The following is a 14,679-nucleotide window of genomic DNA, read 5'->3' as shown; positions in this document are numbered from 1 at the left end:
ATACACTTCTTGTCAATCCCTATTTGAAAAGAAAATGTAAAATTTTATTAAAAATATTTAATCAGACAGAGATTCCCATGCTCTGTCTTAATTCATCTGCCTTCTCGCCAATCTTTCTTAACCTGTGGTTTACACCCGATTTACCAACCGGGGGGTCTAACAGCTCACCTAATCCCTGAAGACTCATGTCAGGATTCTCGAGTCTTAAAAGAGCAACCTGCATCAGACTGTCACTTAAACTGTCAAGCCCGACAGTATCTCTTATAAGTTCAATATCCTTAATCTGCTTGACCGCCGCTTCAATTGTCTTGTTAAGATTAGCAGTCTCACAGTTTACCTTTCTGTTGACATCATTACTGATTCCCTTAAGAATCATGACATTGTACAGGTTCATCTGCGAAACAACCGCTCCCATAAGATTAAGCGTATCAGTAATATTATTGCCTTCTTTCATATACACTACAAAACTGTTTTTTCTTACAATAACCTTGGCATCGAGTCCGAAAAAACGCAGCATATCCATAAGAATATCAGCGTCCTCCTCATATTTGCACACAATCTCATAGTGATAGAACTTGTTCGGGTCACTTATAGAACCTCGTTCCATAAAAGCTCCTCTTATAAATGCTTTCTTACAGCAGTCCATAGCTACAATTCTTGCGTCAACAAACACCGGTTCAATCTGTGTAAACCGGTCGTCGCACCATTTTAATGTCTGCAATATCTTAGCAACATCACTCTGTCTGGTTATCCTTATAATAGTTTCCTTGCCATTCTTAACCATTTCATTCGTATCAGCATCCATCTTAATGCTAAATATTCTCAATAACAGGTCACTGAATTTCTCAACTGACAATTCGTTCTCTGTAACGAATTCCAGACATAATTCTCCATTATCTGTCTCGCTTACATTGCCAGACATTCCCATAAACGCAGCAAATTCCGCAATCTGGCAATGCCTCGCGGAATCTGTTTTCTTAACTAACTCTTCTTTTACTTCTGATGAAAATGACATACTTAACCTTTTCTCTTAGAATCTTTCTCAATATCTCTATGCTCAACCTTACATCCATACTCAGTCCTGCTTATAAGCTTATAGATTTCATTAGCAAGAGTAACTGAACGATGCTTTCCTCCTGTACAGCCAATTGCAATAACAAGGCTGTTCTTTCCTTCCTTAACATAATTAGGCAGAAGGAACTTCAATAAGTCATCTATCTTTTCCAGAAATTCTGTTGTCTCCGGAGCTTTCTTCACATAATCCTGTACAGGCTTATCATTACCGGTAAGGTGTTTAAGTTCTTCAATATAATATGGATTAGGCAGAAATCTCACATCAAACACAAGATCTGCGTCTGCAGGTATTCCATATTTGAAACCAAAAGAAAGAACTGTAACAAACAGATTCTTGAAATTCTTATCGTCAAAGAATATGCCCTCAAGCTCTGCCTTAAGTTCCCTTGTAAGCATCTGGCTTGTATCGATTATAACATCTGCTCTTTTCTTTAAGAACTTAAGCTCATCTCTTTCCAGCTTTATTACATTATCTATTCTGTCATGATCATCCATTGCAAGCGGATGTGTTCTTCGCGTTTCCTTGTATCGTTTTACAAGTACATCATCACTTGATTCAAGAAACAGAATTGTATAGTTAAAATGCTTATTAAGCATATCATCAAGCACTGAATCCAGCTCAGCAAGTGCGTGACCACTTCTTATATCTACACCAATTGCTATGTTGCTATATCCGTCTTCTCCCGCATTGGCAAGCTCTGCAAACTTAGGAATCAGAGAGATTGGCATATTATCGACACAATAATATCCCTCATCTTCTAATACATTAAGTGCTGTAGATTTACCTGCACCTGACATACCTGTAACAATAATCATCTTCATCTTATCATCTTCTCTTTCTTATCTGCCTTTAATTACTGGTCTGTTTAATTATAACAAGCCTTAGAATCCAACCTTTACAACTTCCAGTTCCAGCCCGACACCGAACTTTTCCATAACTTCACTCTTAATATAATCCGTAAGCTCGCATACATCCTTCGCAGTTGCATCGCCCTTATTGACAACGAATCCTGCATGCTTCTCCGATACCTGTGCGCCACCTCTTGCACAACCCTTAAGACCTGCATCCTCAATAAGCTTTGCTGCAAAATATCCTTCCGGTCTTTTAAATGTGCTTCCGGCACTAGGATACTCAAGTGGCTGCTTCTGCCTTCTCTTAGCTGCCAGCTCTGATATATTATTTCTTATTATATCCGGTTCACCTTTTCTTAATTTCAAAGTTGCTTCAAGAACAATCATATTGCTTTTCGCTACAATACTTGTTCTGTATCCAAGCTCAAGTTCATCTGCTGGAAGCTCCCTGATAACACCTTCATCATCAATAACCTTTGCACTGACAAGAATATCCTTGAACTCCCCACCATAAGCACCTGCATTCATTCTTACAGCACCACCTATGCAACCCGGAATACCTGTTGCAAATTCAAATCCGGCAATTCCATTAGCAGCAAGCTGGTTGCCAAGTCTTGTAAGCTTCATGCCTGCACTTGCTTTGACAAGCACTTCATCTGAATTATCCTGTGAATCCTGAAGAAACTCATAATCTGAAAAACCATCGCCAAGCTCAACTACAACTCCCCTGAAGCCTTCATCACTCACAAGAATATTGCTGCCATTTCCAATAACAATATATTTAATGTCCGATTTTTTCAAAAATGCGATAACATCTGCTATCTGCTTTTCTGCCTGTGGTGTTACATAATAATCTGCAGCACCTCCGATTCTGAATGTAGTATGTGTCTTCATTAGTTCACCTGTTCTTACATTCCCGGCACCAAGCATTGATATTAATGCTTCTGATAACATTTTATTATCCATATAATCTCACTATCCTTAATACTAATTTCCAAGAATAAGCTTTGCTGCTCCATACATTCCTGCATCATTGCCAAGTGCAGCCTTAACTATCTTAGTCTGTCTGCTCGCATGGAACACACATTCCTTATAATACTTATCAATAAGATTGATAAAATATTCCCCTGCGGCAGAAACTCCGCCACCAATTACAAATACCTCCGGGTCAACCATTCCCGCTGCACATGCAAGTCCTTTTCCAAGATACCTGCATACATACTCTGTTACCTGTATAGCAAGGGCATCTCCTCCCTTAGCCTCGTCAAATATAACCTTTGCCGATATGTATGGCACACTTCTTAAAGATGAAGGCATGTCACTTTCTGCAAGCATACGGTTAGCCGTTCTTACAATTCCAGTTGCAGAAGCAACCTGCTCAAGACATCCCTTCTTTCCACAGTTACAGCTCTCAGTCTCACCTTCAACAAGTGGAAGATGACCTATCTCACCTGCTGCACCGTTAAATCCATAAAGAGGCTTTCCATCAATAATAACTCCACCGCCTACACCGGTTCCAATCGTCACCATTACCATGCTGTTATATTCGCTTCCACCGCCTACCCAGAATTCTCCGAGTGCTGCCATATTGGCATCATTACCAATCTTAACAGGAATACCTGTAAGCTCAGACAGTGCATTGGCTGCATTAAATACTCCCCAGCCCAAGTTGATACATTTGTTGACAGTTCCATCCTCAAGACATGCACCAGGAAGTCCCATTCCGATTCCTGCCACATCCTCTGTTGTCATATTCATATCTGCAAGAACGCCCTTGATATACTCACTTATATCAGGCAGAATCAGGCTTCCACCCTCATCCTTTCTTGTAGGAATCTCTTCTTTTCTTAACAGTTCACCTTCTTCAGAAAATGTACCACATTTGCAGGTTGTTCCTCCAACATCAATTCCAAATATAATCTTACTCATCGTCATCCTCCCCGCCTCTCATAAGATTTTCCTGTACTCTTCTGTATAATTCCTTCGCTGCATTATATCCCATCATCTTCTGTCTATGGTTGACCGCTGCTGACTCAACAATTACAGCAAGATTACGTCCTGGTCTTACCGGTAGCGTATGGCACACAACCTTATTGCCAAGATATTCTATGTATTCTTCCTCAAGTCCAAGTCGGTCATACTCTCTGTCCTTGTTCCAGTCCTCAAGCTTGATAACCATATCTATTTCCTGAGTTTCCTTAACACTTTCAACACCGAAAAGTGTCTTGACATCAATAATACCAATGCCTCTAAGCTCTATAAAATACTTGGTAACTCCCGGTGCGCTTCCAACCAGAGTCTCGTCACTGACCTTTCTGATTTCAACCGCATCGTCAGTTACAAGACGGTGTCCTCTTTTTATAAGTTCAAGTGCAGCTTCGCTCTTACCAATACCAGACTCACCTGTGATAAGTACACCTACACCATATACATCAACTAAAACACCATGGATTACGATACATGGTGCAAGCTGAACCTTCAGCCAGCGTATTACTTCTGCTGTAAATGAAGATGTTGCCTGGTCTGTCATAAGAAGAGGTATCTGATACTTAACCGCAAGTTCAATAATCTTAGGCTCTGGCTTTATACTCCTGCAGAATATAATACATGGAATATTACTTGACAAAAGCTGCATATATCTTTCATATCTCTCCTGCTCAGAAAGACTCGCAAGATAAGCATGCTCGACATTACCAATAATCTGTAATCTGTCATTATCAAACTGGTCATAAAAACCTGTAAGCTGCAAAGCCGGTCTGTTCACATCAGGCAGATTAAGCCAGATTCCTGACACATCTATCTGTGGTGTAAGATTAACAAGATTCATTTTTTGGATAACTTTAGATAACTTTACCCTCTCTTTACCATTATTCATATATTCTATGCCTCCAAACTCATGTTTACGATTTCATATATCCTAAGTTTATCACAGACAAGCTCTAAATGCTATTATAAAAGTATTATCAATGAAAGAATTTGTATATATTCTCTGCCACATTTTCAGTAATACCATCAGCCTTCATAAGCTCATCCACTGATGCCTGCCGTATCTTTTCTATATCAAGAAAATGCTTCATAAGTGCCTTTCTTCTTACAGGTCCGATTCCTTCAATCGAATCAAGTACAGAAGATACCTGTGCCTTATCTCTTAAGCTTCTGTGATAAGTTATTGCAAATCTGTGTGCCTCATCCTGCACCCTTGTAATCAGCTTAAAGCCCTCGCTGTGCTTATCTATCGGTATCTCAATATTGTTATAATACAAACCTCTTGTGCTGTGGGTATCATCTTTTACCATACCACACACAGGAATATTAAGTCCCAGTTCCTTAAGTACATCAAGTGCAATATTCACCTGACCGCGTCCGCCATCCATCATAATAAGGTCTGGATATCTCGAAAATCCATGACTATCCTCGAGTCCTTCCCGCTCACGCATACCTCTTGTAAAACGTCTTGTCAGAACCTCACGCATGCTCTTATAATCATCCGGCCCCTTTACTGTTCTTATCCTGAACTTGCGATAATCATTCTTCTTTGGTTTTCCATCCTCAAAAACGACCATTGAGCCAACACTTTCAACGCCATTTGTATTAGATATATCGTAAGCCTCTGCTCTGTGAAGTGTCCCAAGTCCAAGCCATCCGGCAATCTCTTTCATAGCTCCTGTTGTCCTGCTCTCCTCACGCTTAATCTTCTCCGCATCCTGTGTAAGAACAAGCTGGGCGTTCTTATATGCAAGCTCAACCATCTTTTCCTTGTCGCCCTTCTTAGGTGTGACAATACTTACCTTGCGACTCTTTCTTGCACTAAGCCACTGTGCTATTGTATCCGCATCCTCTATCTCGTACTGCACCATAATAATATTAGGTATAAATGGAGTTCCGCCGTAATACTGTTTCATAAATTCCGAAATAATGTCGCTCTTAGAGTCACCTTCGGCAACCTTCATATGAAAATGATCTCTTCCAAGAAGCTTGCCCTGCCTGATAAAGAACACCTGCACAACTGCGTCCTGACCGTCACTTGCACACGCAATGACATCTCTGTCATTAACATCATCTGCTGTAATCTTCTGCTTCTGTGCAACCTGCTTGACACTCATTAACAGGTCTCTGTATCTTGCAGCTTCCTCGTATTCCATCTTCTCAGACGCTTCCTGCATCTGCGTTGTAAGCCTGTCCATAATCTTCTTGTAATCACCATTTAAGAAAGCTACAACCTCATCAATTCTTCTTCTGTATTCCTCACCGCTTACATATCCCTGACATGGTGCATCACACTGTCCGATATGATAATTAAGACACGGCCTGTCCTTGCCCTCATCTTTAGGCAGATTTCTGTTACAGGTTCTTACCTTATACAGTTTGCATAGAAGTTCAATAGTGTCCTTGACTGCTGCCGCAGAAGTGTAAGGACCGAAATACTTACCTGCTCCATGCTTCATCTTTCTTGCAAAAAGTACCCTTGGATACTCTTCACCAACGGTAATCTTAATAAAAGGATAACTCTTGTCATCCTTTAGCATGGTATTGTACTTAGGCCTGTGCTCCTTGATAAGATTGCACTCCAAAACAAGCGCCTCAAGTTCAGAATCTGTGATAATATACTCAAAGTACTGAATATGTGACACCATCTGCACAATCTTGGCAGACTTATTCCTGCTGCTCTGGAAATACTGCCTTACACGATTCTTTAAAATCTTCGCCTTACCTATATATATTATATTGTCCCACTTATCATGCATAATATAAACTCCCGGTTTTGCCGGGAGTTTCTTAAGCTCTTCTTCTAAATTAAACATACTACAAGCTTCTTCAATCCTCTGGCTTTCTTAAGTGCGTAGCTTCGCACCTGTCTTATAGTATTTATTATCCCAGTTATGTCAGCTTTGTCAACACATTTTACATTACCAAATCTGACCGCAAGTATTGTCTGCACTGCTTTCTCAAGTCCCATATTCTTAAGATTCGCATCCTGTGCAGTTATTTCTAATATATATTCTTCATAATCAATTCCAGGTTCTCTCTTATATCCCAGACAAGCAAGAAGCTTTTCAAGATAAGAATACATTTTCATAAGCTTTACTTCATCTACTGAACTGCTTCTTAATAAATGTATTCTTGATACTATCCTGATTGCAGCCATTGCAATTAATATAAGAACTGCCAATATTGCTGTACATACCACAATCAGAATTGAATTAATATGTATCTCACCTGAGAAGCTGTCAGTATCAGAGACAGCTTCCTGCGCAGTACTTTCAGTCCCCGGCTCATCTGTATCATCAACTGTCATATTTTCATCAACTGATGAATTACTATTGTCAGACTGGCTCTGTCTCTCACTTTCATCCTGTGTGGAACTTTGCTCAGTATCCTCAACTTCTCCATAGCCAGGTGTTGCATCAACAATAACCCATCCATATCCATCAATATATGCCTCAACCCATGCATGAGCTGCATTGTCGTAGACATCATATTTCATATACTTATTGCTCTGCCCGTCAGTATAATATGCGCCTGTATTGGTATTAACCGTATATCCTGCACAATACCTTGCCGGTATACCCGCACATCTTAATATAACTGCTGCCGAGGTAGCAAAATATGTACAATACCCTCTCTTGCTTTCTCTTAAGAAATACTCAACAACGCTCTTTCCCTCCGGCACCCTTCCTGGTTTAAGAGTATATGTATAATTATCTTTAAGATAAGATACTATTTTCTGTATATATTCAACCTTTTCATCTACTGTCTGTAAATTCCTCTTTCCAAACAGTTGTGCTACAACAATTCTGTCATCTTCAGATACATCAAGATACTGCCCGTGTGCATAGCTTTCATATGAATTAACGATAGCAGAGTTTCTGTATTTCTTCATAAGCTGCCCCATGCGGGAGTAATCCTCAAAGCTTCCCCGTGCTATACGGTAATCAAGTGACGAACCATATACATTGCCATCTTTACTTCTGAATGTCTGCTGATAATAGAAAAATCTGTCAGCAAGCAGTTGTTCGTCTTCATCAAGCGTATATATTTTTCGTTTCACAAGATTAAGTGCAAACTCGGACACAGCACTCTCATAAGAATACTGAGTTTCCCTTGTATCCGACCATCGCTGCCAGCTGTTATTCTTGAAATCCCTTCCCATAAATACCTTGGCATAGGCAATTCCGATATCAGACATTGTATTAAGCTCTCCTGCGTATACATTTCCATAATAGACCTCGTCAACCTGTCCAACATCACCATTTCCTATTCCTACAGTCGCATTAACCTTCGCCTTATCATCCTCTGTCTCTGATTTATTTCCCTGAAGGTCTATGCCAAATCTGTCATAAACAACATCTGTTACCATATTTCTTGCATCATCAAAGAAAGAATTTCTCTTATATGTTTCCTGAGGAATAATAAATGTTAAAACTGCCGCTATAACTGCTGATATTATTACAGCCGTTTTGGCACCCTGGTTAGTTTTTATCTTCTTATTCCTTAGTGCCATTGAATCAAAGATAAAAAGAACACAGAAAATAATGCTTATGATATCAGGAACAATAACCGCCGCAATAAATACACTAAGCAGAGGCATAGTTATTGCCAGACTCACTAGCATATTAGGAAACACATTAACTTCCAAAGCTGCAAGGACTGCTATAATTATAATAACAACCACACATACGCATCTTACGGAAGCCGCACCGGCACTCTCTACCGTTAGTACATTACTGCTATCCACAGGTCCTGTAAAAGATGCCCTTGATATAAACACATTTATAAATGTTGTGATTCCATTAATAAAAGAGCCTATATTAATTACGAGATATACCACCGGCAAAACAGCCATTCCCATAATCCTTATAAGCCTTGCATTCTTTCCGTAACAGGACAGCATAAATGTATACACAACACTGAATATCAGTGAAACAAATCCAATAAATCCCATATCTGCAAGCGGATATGTAATCGTCTCTATTATGGATGCTGCACCAAATGTTCCAAGAAATGTCACTATTATTCTAAGTATTAAGTTGTCTGTATGTATAAGCTGTCCCTTTTTCATTAATACCCTCTTGTCACATTATTATCAATTCTCTGTAATTATCACTGGTTCAGTCGTAATCTCCAGCCTGTCATCTTCATATAATGCCTGACATGCTTTATTGACCGTACCTTCACCACAACGTATATCCATAACCACTTTAACGGCCGCTTTCAAACTGGCATTATCATAGAACGTAACTCTTACAATATCTGCTTTAGCCATATCCCACACTATATACTGTCCAGTCAGTCCAGCCTCTGCACATGCCAGCCCCTGCGACATCATCTCAGCATATATTCGGCTCATTCTTGAAAGACGCCATGACTTTTCTCCTCTCCAGTCCGTGTCAACAACGATGAATACCGTCTTATTAATGTTCGTGCTGTACTCTTTAACAATAAAGTCATTCTCTGCAAGTATACTGCTTCTCTTCCAATGAATATTCCTTGGACTGTCTCCATCCCTGTATTCTCTGAGTTCACTGACTTCATCAGATGCACTCTTTACATACACCTCATTCTCTTCATCATAATAAGCATTAGCTCTGTCTGTTTCCATATATCTGTCAGTTGTTTCCTCCGGCATAACAGATACTTTAGTAACTCCTGCAAATTGTTTCTTCTTTCCAAAAAGTCCAAGATAGTCACATATTTCTATGGATTCAACCCCCACACATATATTACCGCCGTAATCCGCAGAAATGTCCGTAATTCCAGCACTCTTTCTTATGCCCTGTTTTATAGGCACATTTATCATGAATTCATCACCCGTATGGCAATACATATATTTTATGGTTATGCTGCCATTAACAAAAGCCAGATTACATGCATTCTTCTTAACTATTCTTATCTTAATCCTGTTTCCCACCTGTACAACATTCTTATTGACCTGCAGGCTAAGCCCCAGGCTGACATCCGATATAGCATACATAATCCATGAAACAAGTGGTATTGCAATCATCAGGACAAGCAATATAAATATCTGGTATTCCACATAAAATATATTAATCCCGAAAACAACTGCCAGGCAGATAAAATACAAAATCCTTCTTTTAAGCATACTGCCACCCTTACTTATTCATCTCTGGAACCGGTACATTTCTTAATATCTCAGTAATCTCTTTTCTGGCTGCCTCCGTACCTGCAGCTCCATTAACATTAGTAACTATTCTGTGTGCAAATGTTTCAACAGCAATATTCTTAATATCTGATGGGAGAACATAATTATTACCGCGAAGAAATGCTTCCGCCTTTGCCATTGCAATTACTGCGATACTTCCTCTTGGTGAAACCCCCTGTATTATATTCTCCCTGCTTCTTGTCTTAGCTGCAATCTTAGCTACATATTCATATATAGAATCATCAACATAGATACCCGCAACTTCCTCACGAATTCCTTCTATATCACCTTTTTCAAGTACACATGCAGAAAACTGTGTATTCTTCCCGTTCTCAAGTCTGCTCTTCATAATTGCTACTTCATCCTCAATCTGTGGATATCCCATAGAAAGCTTTATCATGAATCTGTCAAGCTGTGACTCAGGAAGCTTCTGTGTTCCAATAGAACCAATAGGGTTCTGTGTTGCTATAACTACAAATGGGTCTGGAAGCTCATATGTATTGCCGTCAACAGTCACCTTAGACTCTTCCATTATCTGCAATAACGCTGACTGTGTCTTAGGTGATGTTCTGTTTATTTCATCAGCAAGAAGCAGGTTGCACATAGCCGCCCCCTGCTTGAATTCAAACTTGCCAGTCTGCCTGTTATACATCGAAAATCCCGTTATATCCGATGGCATAACATCTGGTGTAAACTGTATTCTGTTGTACTTAAGTCCGAGTGCATTTGCAAATGCATGTGCCATTGTTGTTTTACCAACTCCCGGAATATCATCTAATAATACATGTCCCCCTGCGATTATTGCCATATACACCTTGCATATAACATCATCTTTTCCAATGACAGACTTCCTTACCTCTCTTAAAACTGCTTTAGATTTCTTTAAGTAATAATTATTCTCGTTCATTTAATCCCCCAAAAGCACCAATTATTCTGTAGAAAGCGTCAGACTTCCATATACAGTATCCCCACTATAGAACTCAAGAGAATTATTCATAATATAACATGAAATCTTTATATTGCTATTAAGACCATTCTTATCAATATACGTCTGAATCACCTGTTTTAATGTATCAGCTGCCGCCTCATCCATTCCATCTAACTGTTTATCATTATACTTAATATCATAAGGAACATCAATATAAAGTACTACATTATTCCTTGTTGCAACATTGTCATTTCTTACAGAATATGTATATCCATACTCTGTTCTGTTCTCAATATTTATTGTTCCTTCACTCATAACATTAAGTTTCGAATATAACATTTCATAGCTGTTATAATCTTCAATTATCATATCACTTATCTGGCTCTGTTTAACTGTTGCTTCCTCCGCAGTACTCTCATGCATATCTGCCTCTGAACTGCTGGTTGCTAACGGCACGAAACTTGTCCTGCTCTGCTCTCCTCTGCCAACTGTCTGATAATTCTTTACCGATATAACAAATATAACAATTGCCGCTATTGCAGCTGCAACCGAAATATACTTTCCGACTGGCAGGTGTTGTTTTACTGGTTTCAATTGTACTATCTTATCATTCGTATATGTAGACGACTTATCTTCTGTAGCATCAAACAATTCAGACTTGTCAAGGATTTCATCTATCTGTATTCTGATTTTTTCCTTATCCGGATACTTAACCTTACTCAAGATAATCCCACTCCTTTCTTACTCTCTTAACCATTGCATAATACCTGCTCTTGACAGTGCTAAGATCAACCCCCTGATTAGCACTTATCTCGCCAAATGTATAACCTTCATACACTTTAAGCCTGAAGGTTTCCCATTCCTTATTCTGGTGATGACCATACATTTTCTCCATCTCCTCATAAGAAAGCTTCCCAAGCACACTCGTCTCCGTGCCAGCCCTCTCATCAGCAGGTTCCTGTATGGTATCATCCATAATCTGTGTAACAATACTCTCATGATACTGTCTGCTCCTGAAATAATCAGTGACCTTATTATCTGCAATCCTTGTAAGCCATGTCTTAAATGACGCCTTCTCTATATTGAAGCCCCCCAGCCCCTTCAACGCTGAAATAAATGTTTCCTGAGTAAGATCCATACTTAACTCCTCATCCTTCAGCTTAATATAAATGTGCTTATACACAGCCTTATAATATTGCGTAACCAGCTCGTCTGCTGCATCTCTGTCATTATTATTCAGGATTCTGCTTATCAAACTAAAATCACGGTTCTTTGACAGCAAACCCATCTACTCACCCCCGGTTGGTATGTACTGACGGAACATAAATCAAAGTCTCATGTCCCGTTCATATCTTTATACGGAATACTTTTCAAAAAAGTTTAAATAATTGTAACATTTTTCAAAAAAATTTGCATAAATTATGCCATTCCGTTTACTGTCTTGTATTTATACAGCATTTCTGCATGATTCTGCTCCTCAATCTGGATATCAGCAAGAATCTTTCTGATGGCTGTATCGGCAAAATTAAACACATTAGTATTATACTCTCCCGATACAAGTTTTTCAGAGCCAATACTGTCTGTTGCTAAAAATGCATCGCTTTCCTTATCCTCTGACTTGCTCATCACATCATAAGTTGCCTCAGGCTCATACTCTTTTCCCTCACAGTCGTTGCAGTCACATTCAGGAACTTTTCCCTCAAGAATCTGTCCTAATGTGTCATAGTGCTTCTGCTCATTCTTCTCTAATGTAGAAAATAAATCCTTCAAAACAGGATCTTTCGCATCCTGTCCATACTTCTTGTACTTCTTGATACAGGTCTGCTCCTGAGTCTGTAAATCCTTAATCGTAGTCTTTTCTTTTTCATTCAATGCCATAATAAAAAGCCTCCTGATAATTAATACAACTGTATTATTACCAGAAGGCTTAACATTTATTCTTATATGTAATTATTAGAAGTCAACTTCTGTATCATAGTAGCAGCATGTAAGAAGCTTCTCCATCTCTTCCTGACTTGGCTGACGTGGATTAGAACCTGTACATGCATCAAGGATAGCATTGGCTGCGATGTCGTGTAACTTAGCCTTGAATTCTTCCTCTGATACAAATCCTGTCTCTGCTGGGAGACCACCCTCACCATAATTCTTGATGCAGTGAGGAATATTAAGGTCATCATTCATCTTTCTTAACATAGCGATAAGATTGTCAATCTTCTCATCCTGTGTATTGCCACCAAGATGTAAGAAATCAGCGATAAATGCATATCTCTTAGCTGCTGTCTCATCCTTGGCATTGAACTTGATAACCTTAGGAAGATACATAGCATTAGCTGCACCATGGATAATATGTCCGCCTTCAAATGCTGCACCAGTCTTATGTGCCATTGAATGAACGATACCAAGTAATGCATTAGAGAATGCCATACCTGCAAGACACTGTGCATTATGCATTGAATCTCTTGCTGCCATATCTCCGTTGTATGATTTAACGAGGTTAGCCTGAATCATCTCCATAGCATGAAGTGCCAGTGGATCTGTGTAATCACAGTTAGCAGTTGATACATAAGCCTCAATTGCATGTGTCATGGCGTCCATACCTGTATGTGCTACAAGCTTAACCGGCATAGTCTCTGCAAGCTCAGGATCAACAATAGCAACATCAGGAGTAATCTCGAAATCTGCTATAGGATACTTAATACCTTTCTCATAATCTGTAATAATAGAGAATGCTGTTACCTCTGTAGCTGTTCCTGATGTAGATGAAACTGCACAGAAATGAGCTTTCTTACGAAGCTTAGGAAGACCGAATACCTTGCACATATCTTCAAATGTTGTATCAGGATATTCATACTTAATCCACATTGCCTTAGCAGCATCAATAGGAGAACCTCCGCCGATAGCAACAATCCAGTCTGGCTCAAACTCTGTCATAACAGCAGCGCCCTTCATAACAGTCTCAACTGATGGATCAGACTCGATACCCTCGAAAAGCTTAACTTCCATTCCTGCTTCCTTGAGGTAATCCTCTGCTTTCTGAAGGAAACCGTTACGCTTCATAGATCCGCCACCAACGCAGATGATAGCTTTCTTTCCTTCAAGTGTCTTGAGGGCTTCCAAAGAACCCTTTCCATGATACAAATCTCTTGGTAAAGTAAATCGAACCATAATAAAACCTCCGTACATAAATATTTGATTGTTAAATTATAAACAAACCCTATGCTCTTATTATATGCTTGCCCGTATAATAATTCAAGTAAATTTTATTATAATTTTTTGTAAATATTCCATGAACAATTATATATTTTTATTATCACTTACAATCCTGCCATCACTAATAGTAATTATCCTGTCATCTCACCACACAGCCTATTACCCTAAGCGGGGGTACTCTTACCGCTTTCCAAAGTTACCCGGTAAACCTACTATTTCATCAATTTTCACAATCTGGTAGGTCTTTTTTACATTGTTAGTTGGTTTATGATGCTTCTTTCCGTCTTAAATACCTACTAAATATGTCACATCTCACACTTTAGTAGGTCTTTTCCTAATATATCTGTAATATTAGTCACATCTTGTCAGCCAAAAGACCTCTCCATATAATCAAGTGTTTTTTTCAATAAATTCAATACTTTTTGATACCTGTCATTGAATAGAATTACGGTTA

The 14,679-nt window shown here is 39.1% G+C and carries 13 protein-coding genes; all 13 read right to left on the bottom strand.

Features of this window, described 5'->3' with window-relative positions:
- Positions 1-61: 61 nt before the first annotated feature.
- The 13 genes from whiA to GKE48_RS14090 all read right to left on the bottom strand — a co-directional run bounded on the left by whiA (position 62) and on the right by GKE48_RS14090 (position 14,180).
- Complete coding sequence (whiA, locus tag GKE48_RS14150) at positions 62-1,015, bottom strand: DNA-binding protein WhiA (RefSeq protein ID WP_022097623.1); 954 nt, start codon at positions 1,013-1,015, stop codon at positions 62-64.
- Positions 1,016-1,017: 2 nt separating this feature from the next.
- Positions 1,018-1,896: an RNase adapter RapZ gene (gene rapZ, locus GKE48_RS14145; protein WP_022097622.1), complete on the bottom strand. Its 879-nt coding sequence runs from the start codon at positions 1,894-1,896 to the stop codon at positions 1,018-1,020.
- A 60-nt stretch (positions 1,897-1,956) separates the two neighbouring features.
- On the bottom strand, positions 1,957-2,892 hold the full coding sequence (gene murB / locus GKE48_RS14140; RefSeq protein WP_118010093.1) for a UDP-N-acetylmuramate dehydrogenase: 936 nt from the start codon (positions 2,890-2,892) through the stop codon (positions 1,957-1,959).
- 21 nt (positions 2,893-2,913) lie between these two features.
- A complete protein-coding gene (locus tag GKE48_RS14135) occupies positions 2,914-3,855 on the bottom strand; it encodes an ROK family glucokinase (RefSeq protein ID WP_118265978.1) in 942 nt (313 codons plus the stop codon).
- Positions 3,848-4,801, bottom strand: coding sequence for an HPr(Ser) kinase/phosphatase (hprK, locus tag GKE48_RS14130; RefSeq protein WP_012740213.1), 954 nt, complete (start codon positions 4,799-4,801; stop codon positions 3,848-3,850). The genes GKE48_RS14135 and hprK overlap by 8 nt, the downstream gene beginning before the upstream one ends.
- Before the next feature lie 88 nt (positions 4,802-4,889).
- Positions 4,890-6,728 (bottom strand): excinuclease ABC subunit UvrC, encoded by a 1,839-nt coding sequence (gene uvrC / locus GKE48_RS14125; protein ID WP_022097620.1) that lies wholly within the window; start codon positions 6,726-6,728, stop codon positions 4,890-4,892.
- Complete coding sequence (locus GKE48_RS14120) at positions 6,716-8,986, bottom strand: transglutaminase-like domain-containing protein (RefSeq protein WP_154301367.1); 2,271 nt, start codon at positions 8,984-8,986, stop codon at positions 6,716-6,718. The genes uvrC and GKE48_RS14120 overlap by 13 nt, the downstream gene beginning before the upstream one ends.
- Before the next feature lie 24 nt (positions 8,987-9,010).
- Positions 9,011-10,027 carry a DUF58 domain-containing protein gene (locus tag GKE48_RS14115; RefSeq protein WP_154301366.1) on the bottom strand — a complete coding sequence of 339 codons (1,017 nt, stop codon included), beginning with the start codon at positions 10,025-10,027 and terminating at the stop codon, positions 9,011-9,013.
- Positions 10,028-10,037: 10 nt separating this feature from the next.
- Positions 10,038-10,994, bottom strand: a complete 957-nt coding sequence (locus tag GKE48_RS14110; protein WP_022097617.1) for an AAA family ATPase — start codon at positions 10,992-10,994, stop codon at positions 10,038-10,040.
- Between the two features lie 21 nt (positions 10,995-11,015).
- Positions 11,016-11,738 carry a hypothetical protein gene (locus GKE48_RS14105; RefSeq protein ID WP_154301365.1) on the bottom strand — a complete coding sequence of 241 codons (723 nt, stop codon included), beginning with the start codon at positions 11,736-11,738 and terminating at the stop codon, positions 11,016-11,018.
- Positions 11,731-12,303 (bottom strand): RNA polymerase sigma factor, encoded by a 573-nt coding sequence (locus GKE48_RS14100; protein ID WP_022097615.1) that lies wholly within the window; start codon positions 12,301-12,303, stop codon positions 11,731-11,733. Before GKE48_RS14100 ends, GKE48_RS14105 begins: the two co-directional genes overlap by 8 nt.
- A gap of 131 nt (positions 12,304-12,434) precedes the next feature.
- Positions 12,435-12,893 carry a ferritin-like domain-containing protein gene (locus GKE48_RS14095; protein ID WP_055288051.1) on the bottom strand — a complete coding sequence of 153 codons (459 nt, stop codon included), beginning with the start codon at positions 12,891-12,893 and terminating at the stop codon, positions 12,435-12,437.
- Between the two features lie 75 nt (positions 12,894-12,968).
- Complete coding sequence (locus tag GKE48_RS14090) at positions 12,969-14,180, bottom strand: iron-containing alcohol dehydrogenase (RefSeq protein WP_117915363.1); 1,212 nt, start codon at positions 14,178-14,180, stop codon at positions 12,969-12,971.
- Positions 14,181-14,679 lie beyond the last annotated feature (499 nt).

The sequence above is a fragment of the Lachnospira eligens genome, from assembly GCF_009680455.1.
Taxonomy (GTDB): Bacteria; Bacillota; Clostridia; order Lachnospirales; family Lachnospiraceae; genus Lachnospira; species Lachnospira eligens_A.
This window is presented reverse-complemented; position numbering and strand designations above follow the sequence as displayed.

Excerpts from the sequence above, each read along its gene's own strand:
- rapZ (WP_022097622.1), bottom strand. The coding sequence starts at position 1,896 with ATGAAGATGATTATTGTTACAGGTATGTCAGGTGCAGGTAAATCTACA.
- GKE48_RS14120 (WP_154301367.1), bottom strand. The coding sequence starts at position 8,986 with ATGAAAAAGGGACAGCTTATACATACAGACAACTTAATACTTAGAATA.
- GKE48_RS14110 (WP_022097617.1), bottom strand. The coding sequence starts at position 10,994 with ATGAACGAGAATAATTATTACTTAAAGAAATCTAAAGCAGTTTTAAGA.
- GKE48_RS14115 (WP_154301366.1), bottom strand. The coding sequence starts at position 10,027 with ATGCTTAAAAGAAGGATTTTGTATTTTATCTGCCTGGCAGTTGTTTTC.
- GKE48_RS14090 (WP_117915363.1), bottom strand. The coding sequence starts at position 14,180 with ATGGTTCGATTTACTTTACCAAGAGATTTGTATCATGGAAAGGGTTCT.
- murB (WP_118010093.1), bottom strand. The coding sequence starts at position 2,892 with ATGGATAATAAAATGTTATCAGAAGCATTAATATCAATGCTTGGTGCC.
- GKE48_RS14135 (WP_118265978.1), bottom strand. The coding sequence starts at position 3,855 with ATGAGTAAGATTATATTTGGAATTGATGTTGGAGGAACAACCTGCAAA.
- GKE48_RS14100 (WP_022097615.1), bottom strand. The coding sequence starts at position 12,303 with ATGGGTTTGCTGTCAAAGAACCGTGATTTTAGTTTGATAAGCAGAATC.
- uvrC (WP_022097620.1), bottom strand. The coding sequence starts at position 6,728 with ATGTTTAATTTAGAAGAAGAGCTTAAGAAACTCCCGGCAAAACCGGGA.
- hprK (WP_012740213.1), bottom strand. The coding sequence starts at position 4,801 with ATGAATAATGGTAAAGAGAGGGTAAAGTTATCTAAAGTTATCCAAAAA.
- GKE48_RS14095 (WP_055288051.1), bottom strand. The coding sequence starts at position 12,893 with ATGGCATTGAATGAAAAAGAAAAGACTACGATTAAGGATTTACAGACT.
- whiA (WP_022097623.1), bottom strand. The coding sequence starts at position 1,015 with ATGTCATTTTCATCAGAAGTAAAAGAAGAGTTAGTTAAGAAAACAGAT.